The following is an 18,339-nucleotide window of genomic DNA, read 5'->3' on the forward strand; positions in this document are numbered from 1 at the left end:
CTTTGCCTTCGTTGCCGGCGGGGTCTTTCACCGAAGCTTCGGCGGTGTAGCCGCCGTCGGGCAGGGCTTTGGGCACGTCTACGCTGTAGCTGCCGTCTGCCTTGACGGTGGTGGTAACGGTTTGGCTTTGGCCGTCCGAACCGGTTACCACTACGGTTACCACCGAACCGGCGGGCGCATCGGTTTTGCCGCTGATGGTCGGGGTGTTGTCACTGCTGTTGTCCGGCGCGTCTACGCTGATCATCGGGGCGGTGGTGTCGACCGAGCCGTTGTCTTTGGCTTTGCCTTCGTTGCCGGCGGGATCTTTCACCGAGGCTTCGGCGGTGTAGCCGCCGTCGGGCAGGGCTTTGGGCACGTCTACGCTGTAGCTGCCGTCTGCCTTGACGGTGGTGGTAACGGTTTGGCTTTGGCCGTCCGAACCGGTTACCACTACGGTTACCACTTGGCCTGCTTCGACATCGGTGGTGGTACCGGTGATGGTCGGGGTGTTGTCGCTGCTCAGCGCGGGGGCTTCTACGGTGATACCTGCTTTGGTGTCGATGCTGCCCGGGTCGCTGGCTGTTGCAGATTTACCGGATACCGCTTCAACAGTTGCTGTAGCGGTATAAGTGCCGTCTGCCAGCGGGTTTGTCGGTTCCACTGAATACTCGCCTGTTTCACTGATTGTAGTCGATACGGTTTGGCTGGCTCCCTGACTGTCCACCAAAACAACTTTTATCACGCTGCCCGGACCTGCATTATGGACAGTGCCCGTAATTTTAGGTGTGTTGTCGGTGGTATTGTCCGGCGCATCAACCGTAATAGTTGGGTCCGGGCTTTCGGAACCGCCATTATTGCGGCTTGCCAATGCAGCCAAACCGGCCAGCGGAAGCAAAGCCAAAAGCCACAAGGGATTGGGAGCCCATACAGCCGTAATGATTTCGCCACCTAGGGCTTGGCCGGCTGTTACTTCTTCTGCAAGCATGGTAACGGCATCGGAGGTTTCCGTGCTTTCCGGCACATACGGATAGGTATTGCCGTTTTCATGCGTACCAACCAACAGGCTGCCTTTGGAGGCGCCGGTTTCTTTTGAATAGTAACCCTCTAAAATCAAGTCTGGGTTGGTAATATCCGATCCCTCAAAGGCAACAGTTAAGTCATTGCCTACGCGTTTGGTCATAATATTTTCAGGCGCGAAGGATGTTGCATCTTCAATAAATTGATAATTCACCTCAGCCTGGGCCGGAATACGCAATGCTTCTCCCGAGGCCGTTTGAAATTTTACGATTTCTAGGGTTTTTTGGGCGTTGTTGATATTTAAAGTAATGTTTTTAGACATTTTGTTCACCTTATAATGTTGAATTCAGTTTATTTTTTTTCACCGTGAAGAATCACTTCCACACGACGGTTGGGTTGGTCGCATTCTTTTCGGGCTTGGGCATTGTTAGGATGCTTTTTACGGCAGTTGCCGATTACCAATTCGCGCTCACCCCTGCCTTCGGCACTAATCAATCTTCTGTCCAAACCGCTTTCGGCCAAGACTTGTTTTACGGTTGCCGCACGATTGGCAGAGAGCTTCTGGTTGTAGGCAGACGTGCCGGACGGATCGGTGTGCCCCACAACGGCGATGCCGCGTATCAAGTCGGGATTTTGTTTGATTTCTTTAGAAATGGCAGAGAGTTCCTGCTTACCCTTGGGCAGCATATTGTTATAGTCGTGGCGGTCGAATTTGAACAAAGCCGAAGTTTGCAGGCTGTATTTTTTCAACACGACTGCGCATTGCTCTTGGCTGACCACGCGCGAAAGGGTGTGGTTTTGACGCGGGATGCCTTTCATTTCGGCTTCCGCCTGTTCGGGAGAAACGGCCTGCAGCACGGGATGGCCGTTGCTGTCGCCGACTACTTTAAAGAAAGATACTGCCAGGTCGGGCAGGTTGTAATAGTCGCCGGAGTTATGCTTATTGCGGTAACCGGTATCGCTGTTGGTAAATTCGGCGTAAAAGCGCTGGTTTTGCGCACAGACGGTTTCTTGGCGGTAGGCATTCGGCTGCAACGAGCCTGAATATTGGCCATTTACATAAATATTGACAGTAGGGCCGTTAACGGCATCGGCCTGGCGGTAAAACACAACGGAAGAGCGGTTATCCGGCACCGAAGTGCTGTAGGCGGCCTGCTCGGTGTCAATCCATTTTTCTTTTTGGTATGATGTACATCCGACTGCGGTAAGCGGCAGCAAAACCCACAATAATTTACGATACTGAAACATAATTCGAACTCCTGGTTAATTGAAGCCGTCTGTTGCGTTTTACGGCCTACCTGTTAAATCTGTTAAACAACTCCGGCTGCTGCGCTATATTTATCTGTATCATTGTTGAAAAACATAACACATAGCAATATGTAAATGATATACGCATCTAAGTTATATTTTCACCTGCACATACCAACGGTATTTTTTTATGGATAATAGGTATGCGGTTAAATTTCATCCGATTAAAATCCGCGATTTTATTAAAAATATAACGTTATGAAAAATATCGTTTTTTATAATCAAATAAAGTTAAAAACTGATGTGGCCGGCTGTTTTTTATACCATTCTCCTTTATGCAACACTCCTTTTCTTAAAGACAAAAAAGCACTGTTCGCCGATTTTCCCTCCCCCACCGTTCCAGGCAGATTTCCGTTAAAATAGCGCGTTTTCCGCCCCGTCTCCCTTTTGTCATGCGCCTCACCCACATCAAACTTGCCGGCTTCAAATCGTTTACCGACCCCACCACTATTCATGTGCCCGGCCAACTGGTAGCCGTTATCGGGCCGAACGGCTGCGGCAAATCCAATGTGATTGACGCCGTGCGCTGGGTATTGGGCGAAGCATCGGCCAAGCAATTGCGCGGTGAGAGTATGCAGGACGTCATTTTTAACGGCGCCGCCACCCGCCGCCCTGCCCCGCGCGCTTCGGTGGAACTGGTGTTCGACAACAGCAGCCACAGCCTTCAGGGCGCATGGGGGCAATATGCCGAGGTGAGCATCAAGCGCCAGCTCACGCGGCAGGGCGAATCCACTTATTTCATCAACAACCAAGTGGTGCGCCGCCGCGACATTACCGATTTATTCTTGGGCACCGGCGTGGGCGCGCGCGGTTATGCGGTGATTGAGCAGGGCATGATTTCGCGCATTATCGAAGCGCGACCGGAAGAATTGCGCGCCTATATAGAAGAGGCGGCGGGTGTGTCGAAATACAAAGAACGCCGAAAAGAAACAGAAGGCCGTCTGAAAGATACGCGGGAGCATCTGCAACGCTTGTCCGACCTGCAAAGCGAGTTGGCGCGCCAAGTGGAAAAACTGGAAAAACAGGCCGAAACCGCCGAACGCTATCAAACGCTCACCCGCCAACTTGACCAGCAGCAGGATTTGCTCGACTATGTGCAATGGCAGCAATCGCTTGCCACCGCCGACAAAGCCACCGCCCAGCATCAAACCTTCCAGCAGCAGCAAAACGAAACCGCCGAGAAGATTCAGGCCTTGGGCGAAGCCGTGCACGCTTTGCAGGCTGCCGAACAGGCGCAGCAGCAAAGTATGCACGACCTCAACAACCGGCGCGGCATGTTACGCGAACAGGTTGCCCGTTTGGAAGAGCAAATCCGCCACCGGCAAACCCTGCACCAGCGCATTGAGCGCGACAAAGCCGCCGCACAGGTGCAACTTTCACGCATCCGCCAAGAGCAGCAGCAAATCCGCGCTCAGCTTGAAGAGGCCGACATCCACATCGAAGAAAAACAAACCGAGCTGGCCGAAACCGCCATGCAGGTGGCCGAACACGAAGAACGCCTGCCCGAGCTGGAAGAAGCGCAGGCCGCGCTCAACACCGCCTACCAAAGCCAGCAGGACGAACACAACCGCATCAAACGCGAGCTGGCCTTGAAACAGCAGCAACTGGCCCATTCGCAACACACCCTGCAACAGCACGAAGCCCGCAAAGGCCGTCTGAAACAGGAAAGCCTCGCCCTTAACCTGCCCGAGAGCCGCGACACCGAGGCCGCACAAGAGCAGGCCGCCCTGCTGCAAAGCCAACAAGAGCATTACGAAGAGCAACTGCTGGCCGCCGAAAACCGCTTAGCCGAGTGCCAAACCCGTTTTCAGACGGCCTCGGCACACCGGCAAACGCTGCAACAGCAACACATCACACTCGAGGCACAGCAGCAGGCGCTGGCGCAACTTTTGGCGCAAGACGAAAACAGCGGCGGCGATTTCTGGCAGCACACCGATGCCGGCCAAGCCCCGCAACTCTGGCAGCACATCACCGCCCCGGCCGAGTGGCAGCACGCGCTCGGCGTGATACTGGCCGAACGCCTGCATGCCCGCGCCGTGCCCGCCTCGTTCGCCCCGCCCGCACCGCTTCCCGAAGGCAGCGCCGCCTGGTTGGCCGACAGCTTGGCCGGCGGCCTTAAAAAAACCCTGCCCGCCGCCGCCCTGCTCAATCAAATCCAAGCCAAAGCCCCGTTTCAGACGGCCCTGCACCATTGGCTGGACGGAGTATTGTGCGCCCCCGGCTTGGATTACGCCCTCAGCCGCCAAAGCGACCTGCAACCCGGCCAGCTTTGGCTCACGCCTGAAGGCCACCGCATCGACCGCGTCAGCACCGTGCTGTATGCCCGCAGCCGGCAGGACAACCTGATCGCACGCAAAGAACGTTTGGACGAGCTGGCAGCCGAACTGGCCGCCCTCTCGCCCCGTCTGGCCGATGCCGAACAACAGCTCACCCGCAACCAAGCTGAGCTGAACACTGCCGAAGCGAACCATAAAAACCTGCTGCAACAGCAAAAACAGCACAACCGGCAATACCAGCAGGCGCAGCAGCGCGCCGCCGAAATGCTCGCCCGCACCAACCAAGGGCAAATCCGCCGCGAACACATCGAGCGCGAACTGGCGCAAATCGAAGCAGAACAAACCGTGCTCGGGCAAACTTCAGACGGCCTGCAAGACGACATCGCCACCCTCGCCGAAGCTTCCGCCGAACTCGAACACCAGCAGCACCACACCGGCGGCAGCCGCCAAGAGCAGCAAGGCCGTCTGAAACAGGCCCAACTCGCCCTGTTGGAAGCCAACCGCCGATACGGCCTCGCCGAAGTGGCCGTACACAAACTGCAACAGCAAAAACAACATTTCCAGCAACAACTTATCCAGCTCGAGCAACAAACCTTAGACTGGCAGGAACGACAAACCGAACTCGCATTGGCCTACGAGGCCGAAACCCAAAACGAAGAACAGCACGCCAAACTAAACGAGCTGGGCGAAGCCGTGCAAATGCTAGACGAACAATATCTCGCCATGCAAAACCAACTCGCCGCCACCCAAGCCGAAGGCCGCGAGCAATACGCCCAACAGCAGGCGCTGCAAAGCAAACTGCCGCAATTGCAGGCCGCTACCCAAACCGCCCTGCTGCAACAGCAGGAAGCCCTGATTAACGCCAAACGCTTTCATCAAAACCTAACCGAACGACAGGCCGATCTCGCATCACTCGAAAAATCGGCCGCCGCATCGGGCAGCCCGAAAACACTCAGCAACACTATCGGCAGTCTTTCCCAACAAATCGAAGCCCTCGGCGCCGTCAATCTGGCCGCCCTGCAAGAATTGCAGGAGGCCCGCGAGCGCGACAGCTACTACCGCGGCCAAAGTGAAGACGTGCAGGCCGCCATCAACCTGCTCGAAGAAGCCATCGCCAAAATCGACAACAAAACCAAAGAGCGTTTCAAAGCCACTTTCGATGCCGTTAATGAAAAAGTCCAAACTTTCTTTCCCACCCTGTTTGGCGGCGGTGAAGCCACGCTGCACATGATAGGCGACGATCTGCTCACTGCCGGCGTATCCATTATGGCGCGCCCGCCCGGCAAGAAAAACAGCACCATCCATCTGTTGAGCGGCGGCGAAAAAGCACTCGCTGCCATGAGCTTGGTGTTTGCCCTCTTCAGCCTCAACCCCGCCCCGTTCTGCCTGCTCGATGAGGTGGACGCTCCGCTTGATGATGCCAACACTGGCCGTTTCTGCAATTTAGTGAAAGAAATGTCGGCGCAAACCCAGTTTCTCTATATTTCACACAACCGCCTCACCATGGAAATGGCTGAACAGCTCATCGGCGTAACCATGCAGGAAAAAGGCGTATCGCGGATTGTGGCGGTGGATATCCGGCAGGCGCTGAAAATGGCCGAACCGGCGTAACCTCCCCCGGCCGCTTTTTCCTTCCGCCCCGCAGAAACAGAAACCAATTGAAATCCAATAAAATACAGGGCTCTAGTCTAACAGAGCTATTCTGCTAGTCTAGAGCTTATTTATAAATAACTGCAAAGCCTCATACCAACATGGGAGCAGTTTCTGGTTTCCAACTCGCCAAATCTGCCTGACAGCATATCTGTACTATTAATGCCTTACGGTCTTTTTCGGTTACGGTTTGTACACAGTCGATACGGCCCTCAATAACGTATGACCTCCCACGCACGCCACTACTTTATCGTTTAACTGTATCACATCCGGCTTGGTATCGACCAAGCAACGAAGAGTTACTGAAAAATTATCAGTGGGAATGGACAGGTCAAAAACAATATCGTAATCCTCCACTGACCGTGGGTATTTCCATTAACCAGCATGGTAGCAGTGTTATCAGACGTAATCATTCAGCCCTGTACCTTTCTCAATGAAATTCGGCTGGGCGGATTTTCGAATTCAAGCACAGCAACTCGATGAATCGACTGAAATCGCCGTACCATTCAAATACGAACAGGTGCAGACTGGTATCGCTCGTTACGCTTTTTTACACCAGCAACAGGCGCAACAAACATCTGCTTTTGCAATTTATACGCCGTATTGCTCAGGTTATTGGCCAAGACAGCAGCAGTTTCTAGATAAGACGTTTTCAGCAGCACTGCCGCTTCAATACATTGATACACATCATCGGTGCTGCCCATAGGTGCTTAATACAGGCACAGCAGGCAATAAGCCAGTTTATCAGTCTTAGATTCATTGACCAACATCATAACCAAAATACGCTGGGCGACCAGTGCGCGCAGCAAAGCGGCATGGGTATCAGCCAGCAGGTGCACAATTCTACAGGTATCGAAGTTGGAGGCGTTTAACTGTACCACCAAAATATCGGTAGCCTACTCGGTCAACGCAAACGCCCCACGGTAGCGCTGAGTACAGTTAAAGGTCTTAGCACGTTAGATTAAATCCACCGCTGCCGCATTACCTTCCATTCTTCGACTGAACTGCCACGGCGTAGCGACGGCTATTTAGATACGTCAACCCCCATATCGCGCCAGCCGTCCAGCCCGCTTTTCTGGTATTGTGGATATTGGCTAACATGCCAAACACCGATTGCAGTTCCGCAACCAAGTACATGTTGGCTGTTACCCGCCAACAACCCCACCTGCATCAGCCATGTCAAATACGGTATGCACCATATTTAGCTTCAGATAAAACGAGTTTGCTCTTTCTCTTTTTTAAACCCCGAACCTTATGCCACAAGTTGGTTGATAGTTACCCTCTACCGGCCCACTACGGTAGGCTAGCCTTCTTTAAAAGGCGAACAACCTTACTTTGCTAACCAATACCCGCAACACCATCAAGGCTTAGCGGTCGGACACCAACTAACCGATAGCAGCACTGCCCACTAGTACTTTTTGGTTTTCCAGCAACGTCTGCTTAGCCTCATCTCCTCGACTGCATTGATTTGCTCCATTGGTACAACGGATTTGGCATTTTTACTGGTAATCTCGCCCACAATATCCACCAGCGCATCCAGCGAGTTCACACCTCCCGCCATTTGTTAATTTTGGCGGTAAAATTAGAGCTTTTCTCCATTGATTTCAACGCTTCCTACTTTGTTAACAGCGTCTTGACTGTTGGCTTTGCCAACAGACTCACTAAGTTATTACCCGTCTCATCAGTGCTGCCCGAGGTCATAAACGACAATTGGTTGTTGGTTGGTAGTTAGACAGCCCGAAGATCAAAACTTTCCCAGCCGCTCCTCTGTCATGTTTGCCTTTTCGTTGGCAGTAAAAACAAATTTCATCGACTTCAACTTCTCCGTCAAGTACTTTACATACGTATTGTTTGGATAAGCCAGCAATCACAGACAGTAAAAGTGTAAGCATAGCTGTGTTCTATAAACACCTGCCAACTCAGCAGCTATTCTAGTAAGTGTTTGGAAACAAACAGCTCAATCCGCTTGTATTACTTATACTGACTTAAACCGCTTTTCTTCATCAGGATTATTTTTTGATTAAACCTATTTATCCAGGAATACCTCCTGCAATTCATCACCTTGTACATATTTTAAATTGGATTAACCATGCCACTACTTCACCTAGTCTTGTTCTTATCTTGTTTCACGACAAATACAAGTCAACGATGATAAACAGGCATCAACTTGCAACAGCTATGTTCATATCCACCTTTTCCAATCTGCCTTCAGTCGTAAACAGCCATGCTTTCAAATGAGGAACTCTATTAGCGATGGCGACAACAGAGGTTTTATCCATTACTGAAAACGCAGTTGACAAGGCATCTGCGGTTGCCGCAGTAGCCATAGTTACACTGACGCTGCGGTAGCGTGGACGGCTAGTGCCGGTAAGCGGATTGAAAAGGTGCGTAAACCGGCCTGCTTCGTCCAAAGTCGTGCCGTATCCACCCGAAGTGGACAGAGCCTGGTTTTGCAGCGGCACATTGAGCAATACCGCGTCCCCTCCGTCCGGATGGCGGATGCCAGCCTGCCAAATGCGGCTGCGTGTGCCATCCAAACCGCGGATTTCCCCCAAATCCACCAGTGCCTGCACCAAACCGGCGTTACGTAATATTTCGGTAATGCGGTCAGTAATATAGCCTTGGGCAATGCCGTTAAACGATAAGGCCATACCAGATTTAGCGAAGCGGACGGTGCGGCTGTCGAACTCGACTGCGCCGAAACCCACCGAAGCCAGCGCTTGTTCCAAAACGGCGGCGGTTGGTGCGGATTCACTCAACGGGTGCCGCGAAAAATGCGCGGCATAGGCATTCCAGAGAGGCTGAATGCTGGGGTCGAAGGCACCTTGCGTAAGGGTATGGATGTCGCGGCTGAGGCTGAGCACGGCCAGTAAATCGGCGGGCGGATTATCTAAACGGCCCGTTTGGTTCAGGTGCACCAGCACGCTGTCGCCGCGGTAGAGGCTGAAGATTTTCTCCAGCCGCGATATTTCGGCCACTGCTTTGCCGATTAAGTTTTCGGCAAAGCGGCGGTCGGGATGGTAAAGGCGCATTTCGGCACCGGCACCCAACGCAATACCCTGCCAAACGGCGGCTTCGGGCAGCGCTCCGACGTTTGTACGGCGGCAAAGCAGCGGCACGGCGGCGGTTCCGGCGACGGCTGCCGTGATGCCGATAAAGCGGCGGCGGGTCATTCTGGTGTTCATGGTTTGCTCCATTTCGCGGCGGACGGGCCGCATATTTTCAGACGGCCCCGTTATACGGTCTTTGTTTATTTGAAAATATACTCGTCGGGTATTTCGCCGAACGCCACGACCCTGCCGCCTTTTTCGGCGGCAAATTTCTGCGCCTGCGCCTTGTCGGCAAACGGCAGCGCGTCTTCCGCGCCCATGCCGCCGATAAAGCCGCTTTCAATCACGTAATAGGCTTTACGGGCATCTACCCAATCGTTGTCGGCGTTGGGTGTGCGCCAATCGCTGACTTTGCCCATATCGGTTACGTAAATCGCAGCAATGCCCTTCGGCTCCTCCGGCAGTTTGGTATAACCGAACATCTGCTTGATGGTGGAAAACCATACCGGTTTGTCGGGCTTGCCGTTCAAGAAAATCTGCGCCTTGGGGCCGACGTGCTCCGACAGGTTCATGGTGCAGTAGTGGCCGACGGACCGCTCGGTAATCGGCTGCGGCGCGGGCGGGGAGGGCTCCGGCTTTGCGCCGCAGGCGGCAAGCGCCAGCGCGGCGGATACGAGGTAAAAAAGCTTCATACAACTCTCCTACGGGCAAAGCGGCAGGCCGTCTGAAAAGCCGCCGTATGTTTCAGGCGGCCTGCCGCCGGATTCAAATCTGCCGTTTCTGAAACGCCCCCGCCGCAAAAGCGAAAGGCACGGCAATCCACAGCAACTGCGCCGCCAGCAATACGGGGCGGCCGAGTGAAAGCTGGCCGCTCAAACCCGCCATCCCCGCATACATGGCGGTATTTTCGTAGCCGGTCAGGTTCAGCAGGCGGTAGATGTCGGCGGGGTTGAACAGCAGCACGGTTTCCAGTATCGGCGCGGTAATCATCTGCCCGGTATCGGCTGCCAGTATGCCCAGCAGCGTCATATCGAAAATCACCACGAAAAACAGCCACACGCCGATGGCGGTGCCGGCCGCCGTGCCCCGTTCTTTCACTTTTGCGCTAATCAGATAACCCATCGCCAAAAACGCTGCGCCGAGCAAAACGCTGGCGGCAATCAGCAGCAGAAACGGCTGCCACGCGCCGGAATCGAAGCCGCCGCCCGCCAGTTGCAGGGCGATGCCCGCCAAGCCGTAGCCCGCCGAAGTCGCCAAGGTAAGGATAATCAGGTGGCCGGCAAACTTACCGGCCAAAACCTGCGCGCGCGATATGGGATAGCTCAACAGCAGCGCCATCGTGCCGCGCTCGATTTCGCCGATTAAAGCGTCGTAGGAGAGTAGCATAGCAATCAGCGGTATCAGGAAAATCGACAGGCTCGACAGGCTGACTACGGTAACGGTCAGCGGGTCGGCCTTTACCGCCCCTGTGGGCGCGCTGCCGAGAAAGCCGAGTGACAAAGCCAGCACCGCCAGCAACAAAGTGGCGGCCAGTACCCAGCGGTTGCGCAGGCTGTCGCGGATTTCTTTGCCGGTAATAATCCAAACGGGGTTCATGTTTTCCGGTTCCTTCGGTGCTTCTGCACCGGCACAAATACGTTTTTTATCGAAAATATTTTTCAGACGGCCTCTGTCTTAAAAAACACGGCGGCCTCAAAATTGCGCCGCTTTCGGGCTACCGCCGCGCCTACACATCTTCCCGCTTCAAAAATTCGGCGTACATGTCGTCGAGTGTGGGGGTGTGGATGTCAATTTGCCTGATATTGTCCAAACTGCCGAGCTCCCGCAACAGCTCGGCTTTCCGCTCCACCGGACACTGCGCGGTGTAGGTCAGGCCGTCTGAAACCCAGTTTGCCGGCAGGCCGGCGGGCCGTTTGAGCTGTACGCGCACGGTGGCGGGCAGGCCGCTTTGGATTTGCAACTCGTCCATGCTGCCGTCGGCAACTTTGCTGCCATTTTTCATCACGACGATGCGGTCGGCATGGCCGTCCAGTTCGCCCAAAGCGTGGGTGCTGAGCAATACGGCGGCACCCTGTCCGGCTAGTTCGCGCACGATTTCGTAAAACATCTGCCTCGATGCTGGGTCGAGGCCGGTAGTGGGTTCGTCGAACAGCAGTACTTTGGGCTCTCCGAGCAGGGCTTGGGCAAGAGCGAGACGCTGGCGCATCCCTTTGGAATACGTTCCGACGCGCCTGCCCGCCGCCTGTGCGATGCCGACGCGCTCGAGCAGAGCGGCGTTTTTTCCGACCGGCTGTTTTTTCAGCTTGGCGTAAAAATCCAGCGTTTCCCTGCCGGTAAGCGAGGGGTGGAGGGCAGCGGTTTCGGGCAGGTAGCCGATTCGGCTGCGGACGGATGCGGCGCGGCTGCCCGCAGCATCTTCGCCGAGCAGCCGCACGCTACCTGCGCTGGGGGTAATCAGGCCGAGCATCAGTTTTATCAGTGTGGATTTGCCCGCGCCGTTATGCCCCGCCAAGCCGGCGCATTCTCCGGCCTTCAGGGTTAAGTCGATGTTTTTCACGGCAAAACGGCTACCGTACTGCTTGCTCACTGCGTTTAACGCGATGTGCGATGTGCCCATCGTTCCTCCTTGGTGCGTTTGCGGGTTTCAGACGGCCTTTGCGCCCTACCCCTTCATGGCTTTGTATTTCTCAAACGTTCTATTTTCCGGCGGCGCCATCAGCGGTTTGCTGTCCACTACGCCGCCGGGCAGGATGGCGGGAAACTGTGATTGCGCCCATTTGACCATGCTCACGGCCGGGCTGTTCATCAGCAGGCGGGCGGCGGGGGCACGCCAGACGATTTGGTCGGTAATGCCATTGGGGCGGTAGGCGTTGTCGCCGAAACCGTCGCCGTCCAGGTCGAAGGCGCTGTTGTCGCTCCAGTAGTTGCCGCGCCCTCCTTCCGCCCAGTCTGCATAGCGGGTGCTAACGTATTTGATTTGGTTTTGGTTGCCGACAAAGGCGTTGTCGTAGATTTTGTTGCCTTCGGCCGCTGCGGTAAAGTGGATGCCGGTGGCGCACTGCTCGAAGCGGTTGCCGACCAAGGTATTGTAGTTGGCGTTATACACGAATACGCATTTGCCGGCTTTGTCGATGACGTTGCCGGTAATGTCGGAATGGTTGGCGTAGTTGAACATCAGCCCTTGGTTGGTGCTGTTGACGGCAATGTTATCGTTGATTTTGAGCCGCTCTGAAAACATGATGGCGTAGCCGATTTCATTGCCGTCTGAAAAGTTGCCGCTCACTTCGCTGTCGTTGGTGTACATATAGTGGACGGCGTAACGCAGCTTGGAGAAACGGTTGTTGCTGAACACGTTTTTGGTGCTGGCATTGGAAAAAATGCCGTCTCGGCCTTGCGAAATGTCGTTGCCGGTTACTTTGGAGCCCGGGGCGTTCCACACGGTTACGCCGTTGCCGCGCTCGTTGCGGCGCAATTTGGCGTCGCCGACGATTTTGTTCGCCCGCACCAGGGCATCGGGTGCGCCGTGCAGATAAACGCCGACGGAGTTCTCCAGAATGTCGTTGTGTTCCACCAAAGCGCGGGCGGCGGTTTGTTCGAGGTAGATGCCGGCATCCATGGCGGGCAGGCTCAGGCCGGAGCGGGTTACGGTAAGGTTGCGCAATACGACATCGGGTGCGTGCACGGATACGGTGCGCCCCGTGCGGTCGCCTTCGATTTCGGCGCTGCGGTCGGCCGGGCCTTCGATTGTGAGCGGCTTGCCGATGACGATTCTGCCGCGGTATTTTCCCGGCGCCAAACGCAACGTGTCGCCCGCCTGCGCACGGTTGACGATGCTTTGCAGGTCGCTGCCCGCGGCTACGTCGAGTGTGGCGGCAGAGGCCGTCTGGAAAGCGGCCAGCAGCAGTAAAACGGGGCTGAAGGGGATATGCATGTATTTGGAATCCGGTGTGCTTTATTGCCAAACCGTCTTTTCAAACGGCTTGGCAATAAAGGCCGTCTGAAAGCGGGCGCAGTGTACCCTTTCAGACGGCCTGTCCGTTATTTCGGCTTCACAACCATCTGCCCCGACATTTCCATATGCAGGGCATGGCAGAACCATTGGCAGTAATACCAGTAAACGCCTACGCGGTCAGTGGTAAAGGTTACCGAAGCAGTGGCCTGCGGGCCGACTTCCATGGCAATACCGTGGCCTTCGAGGGTAAAGCCGTGGGTGAGATCTTCGATGGTTTCCATATTGGTTACATATACGGTTACTTCATCTCCCTGATTGACCTCAAACTTCGGCACACTGAACACGGGCGCAATAGCAGTCATATATACACGCACTTTATTGCCTTCGCGGATGACATTGGATGCGCTCTCCAGCTTCACACCGTCTTTTTCGGCCTGCTTCACTGCGTCTTCCCACATCCACGGGTCTTTGCGGTCCCACGTTTTCAGCGGCTTCACTTTGGATGAGGCCACCAGCAGCATATCGTGCGGCTCGGCAAAGCTGGGGCCGTCGTGCACCAACTTCATTTCGTCGCCGGAAATGTCGATAAGCTGGTCATTTTCCGGCTTTAGGGGGCCGACGTTCAAAAAGCGGTCTTTCGAAAATTTATTCAACGAAACCAACCATTTGCCATCAGCCTCCTTGGTTTCGCCCATAGTAGTGTGGTTGTGGCCGGGCTGGTAATGCACATCGAGTTTCTGAATGATGTAGTCGCCTTTTTTATCTTTGTTTTGATAGGCGGCGATGGCTTTTTCGATATTCCATTTTACCATCTGGCTGTCGATAAACAGCGTGGTGTAGGCGTTGCCGCGGCCGTCGAACGCAGTGTGCAGCGGCCCCAAACCCAGCTCCGGTTCGGCCACCACCACGTCGCGTTCTTTGATTTTACCGGCAAACAAGTCGTCAAGCTTGCGCACATCGAGCACGGTTACGGTGGGAGAAAGTTTGCCGTTGAGCATGATGTAGTTGCCGTCGGGCGAAGCATTGCAACCGTGCGGCGAGTTGGGTACGGGGATGTAGCGGGTGTATTTGGATTTGGCTTCGGCGCGGCCGTCCAATACTTTCACGCCGCCGATTTCTTTAAAATCTCCGTTTTTGACACCTTCTTCGATGGCGGCGATATTGAACACCACGCACCAGTCCTGCTCGTTGGCCGACGCTTCGGTAACGGTGGTGCCTTTTTCGGAGTTGTAACAGGTGGCGAAAGAATATTTGCCTTGGTAGTCGGCATCGCCGTTATCCAGATTGCCGTCTACCATAACCTGCCAGGCCACCTGCATGGTTTCGCCGTCTACCGCCGTATAAACCGCCCACCAGTTTTTCTTGGGGTCGTCTAAAAGCGTGCCGTTGTTGGGAACCGGCACGATATGTTCGCCGTTGGCAAACACATAGCCTGTTTTCGGATAACGCTGCGGGCGCAGGCCGTGTACGCCGGAAACATTGGGGATTTCCAGAATTTTGTCGGTTTTCATCACGTCGCAACGGATGCGCGCCACGCGGTTGTTGGCTTTATCGTTTACGTAAACATAGCGGCCGTCGTAAGTTTGGTCGGTAAACGACATATGCGGATGGTGCAAATCGCCGTTGGGGATAACCGGCTGGCCGGTTTTCTTCAGGTATTCGCGGGTTTCCGGCGTAATACCGGCATTCAGAATCTTACGGCTTTCGTTGGTACGCCCCCAACCGGTGGCGCTGCACATATTGAATACAGGAATACGCAGCAGCTCTCGCATAGAAGGTACGCCCAAAATACGCAGCTCGCCAGTTTGGCCGCTGGAGTTGAACGCATAATATTGGTCGAGTTCGCCCGGTCCGACATGGTAAGACTGACCGCCTCCGCCGCCCTGTTTGGCCGCCGCTCCCGACGCGCCGCTGGCCGCACCGCCTTCGCCGCCACTGTTGGAGCAGCCCGCCAAGCCGAGCAGGCCGGCACCTGCCAAACCCGCGCCCGATACCGCAGCCGTGCCTAAAAACGAGCGGCGGCTCAGTCCCGCCTGCCCTAATTTTTCCTGATTGTCTGACATTTCAACTCTCCTTGTTGGAAATACCGGCAGCCTTTCAGACGGCCTGCCGCAACGGGTTAAATACTAAACGGTGCCGGTTAAGGCAAACTGGCTTATTCGGCAGGACGCCCTTCGTTTTCAAACGGCCTCTGCCGCACAAATCGCACCACCTGCTCCTGCGGCTTTTGTGTCTCCGCTCCCCCCTTAGCCGCCGCCTGCCGGGCTTTTTTCTTCAACACCGACACTACCTGCGGGCAGCGGGTGGTATGGTGGTACAGCACTTGGCAGTGCAGGCACTGGATGCATTCGTTGGGGTTAATCCGGCCTTCCGGCTCGATGGCCTGCACGGGACATTCGTTGGCGCACAACTGGCACGGGTTGCCGCACATATGGTAGCGGCGCAGCCAGTCGAAAATCCTCAGTCGGGCGGGAACGGCCATCGCCGCGCCCAGCGGGCAGAGATAACGGCAGAAAAAACGCTCGACAAACAGGCCGGCGACAAGCAGCGCAGCGGCAAACAGCACCCACCACCACTCGCGCATGAATTTCAGGATAACCGCCGTTTTAAACGGCTCCACCTCCGAAAGCCGCTCGGCTAAGCCCAAGTCATAAAGCGATACGCCGAACAACACCATAAAGACCACATATTTCAAAGCCGCCAAACGGGTATGCACGCCGAAAGACACGTTAAGCTGTTTCACGCCCAGCTTTTTGGCGATACGGTTCGACAATTCCTGCAAAGCGCCAAACGGGCATAGCCAGCCGCAGAATGCCCCGCGGTTCCAAAACAGCAGCGAAACCGCCGATGCACTCCATAAAATAAACACTATCGGATCCATCAGGAAATAATCCCAACTGAACCCCGTACGCAGCGACGTGGTAAAAGTAAGCACGTTTACCACCGAAAGCTGCGCTTGCAGATACCAGCCGATAAAAAACAAGCTGAACGCCAGATAGGCCAAGCGGAAACGGTCGTAGAAAACCGGGTGTTTCGCCAAAGTATCCTGAAAGAAAAACACCGCCGCCAACACCAGCAAAGAAAGCAACACCACAGCAATCTGCCAGACCTTGCCCGCCCAAACCTGCTTCCACAAATGCACCTGCCCGCCGCCTGTGTCGGCTTCAGAAAGCGTATCAGAGGCCGTCTGAGCGGGTAAGGCTTCGGGCGGAATCTCCACCGGCGGCGCATTCGGGTCGTCCGCATAAAAACCCTGCGGCAGCCCGTAATCCAAATCAGCGGTAACAAACGCCTTGTCGCTTACGCCGGTGGTGCGCTGTATGACCAGCTGCGCCCGCCACGGCTCGGCACCATCGAAAGCCGCATCTTCCGGCACCGTAAACAGCGACACTTCCTTAAATTGCGGCGCACCTTCTGCCTCCAGCGCCGTCAGGCGCTCGTGTTGCGCGTCGGTAAAACGGAAGCTGGTGTCGCCCTGAATAATCTCGATGCGATCGAAAATGCCGCCGCGCACATAGCCCGACCCCTTCCACGAATAACGCCCCTCTCCCGCGATTACCAGAGCCTGCTGGTTCGGTTTCAGACGGCCTTTCAAAGCATTCCAGCCCACTTCCCCGAGCAGGCTTTTACCGATAGCCGACTGTGAAGCCAGCGCCACATACAAATCGATAAAAGTAGCATCGTCGGGGCCGAGCTCGGGGTGCTCGACCGCCGCCGTTTTGCCGCTCCGCTCAAACAGTTTGTTGGCTTCGCCCACCGTCAGATGCAGTTTCGCCACCGCTTTTTGCGCCAATAGCTCTTTCCAAGAAAGCACATCCTGTTTGTCTTGGTTGATGATGCGGCGGGGCCGTGTGCGTACGGCGTTCCGGGCACCTTGAAAAGCCGGAACGCTGGCTTCCGGAGTCCCCCGAACCGCCTCCGCCGCCTGCGGCGTGCCGAGTTTGTATACCGGTGCAATAGCCTTGATGGAACGCTGTATACCGTCATTAATCACCATCAGCGTTACCGTGGCGCCGCTGATAATGTCGGAAGGCATGCTGCCGGGCTTGAGCGGCGATTTCACCAAATTCAAACCCACATAATCTTGAATAAACTTATCAACTTTCGACTGCGGAATACCGATTAGCACGATAGGCTCGTTATGTGCCACCAATTTGGCGCCGACGATAGTTCCGTCATTGGAAAGCGCCATCATCGTATCAATCGGTTTGCTGGAATAACCGCGCGTATTCACAACATCTGTGGTTATATACACCAAACCAAGCTTCTCTTGCCCTTTGTACACAGGCGCGACCAACGGTTTACCCTCCGGTTCCCCATAGCGATCAGCATCCGGAAAAATTTCAGCAGGTGGAATTTTTGACAGAAACTCCGGCAACCGCTCAGCCCACACAGAATGCATACGGAAAGCTCCCAATACAAAGAGCAGACAAACAGCAACCTGTCGGGGAATGCGGCTCCGTAGTGCATTCATTATAAAGTTGAACATGACAGCTCCCAACTTAATTCATACACTATTAAATACATATTATATGAATAATAAATCAGGTATAATTTGACTGAAATCAAAGATTGAAATGTTAAAATGAAAATAGCCAACTGAATCAACATAAGAAAAATGCAATCACTGAACTATTTATTTTGTTCTACTGCTGAAGCAGTCAGACCGACAGCAACAAATAAAACCACTACTTTATATTATTGATAATTACTTACCCATCAACATACCCATATTAAAAATATGTAACATATCAACATATTTTCGGCATAATCCCAATATAGCCTACTCAAAAAAACTCCAAAACTCTCACTCAAAGAACTCTTCAAAGCTGCACGATTACTACAGTGCAGCAAAGGAATCTAGCACAACCATCTCCATGCCTTGAAATGCTCTCTCTTCACCTAAAGCTCTTCCCTGACAACTATAAATATGCAAAATTAGCGCATCTATCCAACCTTATATCTTTCACCCCACGTAAGGGGATCATATCTTACAAACCTAAAGCCCCGCTAACTCAAACGCCAAGTGAAGGGGTTTTATCATGTGCATTGTTTACTGCACCGTAAATCTTGATTCTTACAGTTTCCCCAAATCCTACATCGTTCG

At 54.4% G+C, this 18,339-nt stretch carries 11 protein-coding genes and 1 pseudogene; 1 reads left to right on the forward strand and 11 read right to left on the reverse strand.

What is annotated here, in order from left to right; translation table 11 throughout:
* The coding region (locus IR141_RS09835) for an Ig-like domain-containing protein (RefSeq protein ID WP_209304420.1) at nucleotides 1-1,318 on the reverse strand (1,318 nt) is incomplete at its 3' end.
* 29 nt (nucleotides 1,319-1,347) lie between these two features.
* On the reverse strand, nucleotides 1,348-2,244 hold the full coding sequence (locus IR141_RS09840; RefSeq protein WP_135036643.1) for an OmpA family protein: 897 nt from the start codon (nucleotides 2,242-2,244) through the stop codon (nucleotides 1,348-1,350).
* Nucleotides 2,245-2,696: 452 nt separating this feature from the next.
* Here IR141_RS09840 and smc point away from each other — a divergent pair, with 452 nt between their 5' ends.
* The gene (smc, locus tag IR141_RS09845; RefSeq protein WP_135036646.1) at nucleotides 2,697-6,191 is read left to right on the forward strand and encodes a chromosome segregation protein SMC; all 3,495 of its coding nucleotides are present in this window, start codon (nucleotides 2,697-2,699) and stop codon (nucleotides 6,189-6,191) included.
* Between the two features lie 545 nt (nucleotides 6,192-6,736).
* Here the strand turns inward: smc and IR141_RS09850 are convergent.
* The 9 genes and pseudogenes from IR141_RS09850 to IR141_RS09885 form a co-directional block, all read right to left on the reverse strand.
* A complete protein-coding gene (locus tag IR141_RS09850; RefSeq protein ID WP_135036649.1) occupies nucleotides 6,737-6,934 on the reverse strand; it encodes a hypothetical protein in 198 nt (65 codons plus the stop codon).
* A 1,029-nt stretch (nucleotides 6,935-7,963) separates the two neighbouring features.
* Nucleotides 7,964-8,071, reverse strand: a pseudogene (locus IR141_RS13490) (IS1595 family transposase); the annotation flags it as partial.
* A gap of 321 nt (nucleotides 8,072-8,392) precedes the next feature.
* On the reverse strand, nucleotides 8,393-9,415 hold the full coding sequence (locus tag IR141_RS09855; RefSeq protein ID WP_135036652.1) for an FAD:protein FMN transferase: 1,023 nt from the start codon (nucleotides 9,413-9,415) through the stop codon (nucleotides 8,393-8,395).
* A 65-nt stretch (nucleotides 9,416-9,480) separates the two neighbouring features.
* Nucleotides 9,481-9,972, reverse strand: a complete 492-nt coding sequence (locus IR141_RS09860) for a nitrous oxide reductase accessory protein NosL (RefSeq protein ID WP_135036655.1) — start codon at nucleotides 9,970-9,972, stop codon at nucleotides 9,481-9,483.
* A 73-nt stretch (nucleotides 9,973-10,045) separates the two neighbouring features.
* Entirely contained in the window at nucleotides 10,046-10,876 is an 831-nt protein-coding gene (locus IR141_RS09865; RefSeq protein WP_135036658.1) for an ABC transporter permease, read from the reverse strand.
* Between the two features lie 130 nt (nucleotides 10,877-11,006).
* Nucleotides 11,007-11,897: an ABC transporter ATP-binding protein gene (locus IR141_RS09870; protein ID WP_135036661.1), complete on the reverse strand. Its 891-nt coding sequence runs from the start codon at nucleotides 11,895-11,897 to the stop codon at nucleotides 11,007-11,009.
* A gap of 45 nt (nucleotides 11,898-11,942) precedes the next feature.
* Complete coding sequence (locus IR141_RS09875) at nucleotides 11,943-13,211, reverse strand: nitrous oxide reductase family maturation protein NosD (protein ID WP_135036664.1); 1,269 nt, start codon at nucleotides 13,209-13,211, stop codon at nucleotides 11,943-11,945.
* Nucleotides 13,212-13,318: 107 nt separating this feature from the next.
* Complete coding sequence (gene nosZ / locus IR141_RS09880; RefSeq protein ID WP_135036667.1) at nucleotides 13,319-15,295, reverse strand: TAT-dependent nitrous-oxide reductase; 1,977 nt, start codon at nucleotides 15,293-15,295, stop codon at nucleotides 13,319-13,321.
* Nucleotides 15,296-15,387: 92 nt separating this feature from the next.
* Nucleotides 15,388-17,634 carry a NosR/NirI family protein gene (locus tag IR141_RS09885; protein WP_228068222.1) on the reverse strand — a complete coding sequence of 749 codons (2,247 nt, stop codon included), beginning with the start codon at nucleotides 17,632-17,634 and terminating at the stop codon, nucleotides 15,388-15,390.
* Between the last annotated feature and the right edge of the window lie 705 nt (nucleotides 17,635-18,339).

This window comes from Neisseria sp. 19428wB4_WF04 (assembly GCF_015235335.1).
GTDB classification, from domain to species: domain Bacteria; phylum Pseudomonadota; class Gammaproteobacteria; order Burkholderiales; family Neisseriaceae; genus Neisseria; species Neisseria musculi.

Coding starts and splice junctions, on each gene's coding strand:
- smc (WP_135036646.1), top strand. CDS start 2,697: ATGCGCCTCACCCACATCAAACTTGCCGGCTTCAAATCGTTTACCGAC.
- IR141_RS09855 (WP_135036652.1), bottom strand. CDS start 9,415: ATGAACACCAGAATGACCCGCCGCCGCTTTATCGGCATCACGGCAGCC.
- IR141_RS09870 (WP_135036661.1), bottom strand. CDS start 11,897: ATGGGCACATCGCACATCGCGTTAAACGCAGTGAGCAAGCAGTACGGT.
- IR141_RS09850 (WP_135036649.1), bottom strand. CDS start 6,934: ATGGGCAGCACCGATGATGTGTATCAATGTATTGAAGCGGCAGTGCTG.
- IR141_RS09840 (WP_135036643.1), bottom strand. CDS start 2,244: ATGTTTCAGTATCGTAAATTATTGTGGGTTTTGCTGCCGCTTACCGCA.
- IR141_RS09860 (WP_135036655.1), bottom strand. CDS start 9,972: ATGAAGCTTTTTTACCTCGTATCCGCCGCGCTGGCGCTTGCCGCCTGC.
- nosZ (WP_135036667.1), bottom strand. CDS start 15,295: ATGTCAGACAATCAGGAAAAATTAGGGCAGGCGGGACTGAGCCGCCGC.
- IR141_RS09885 (WP_228068222.1), bottom strand. CDS start 17,634: ATGCATTCTGTGTGGGCTGAGCGGTTGCCGGAGTTTCTGTCAAAAATT.
- IR141_RS09865 (WP_135036658.1), bottom strand. CDS start 10,876: ATGAACCCCGTTTGGATTATTACCGGCAAAGAAATCCGCGACAGCCTG.
- IR141_RS09875 (WP_135036664.1), bottom strand. CDS start 13,211: ATGCATATCCCCTTCAGCCCCGTTTTACTGCTGCTGGCCGCTTTCCAG.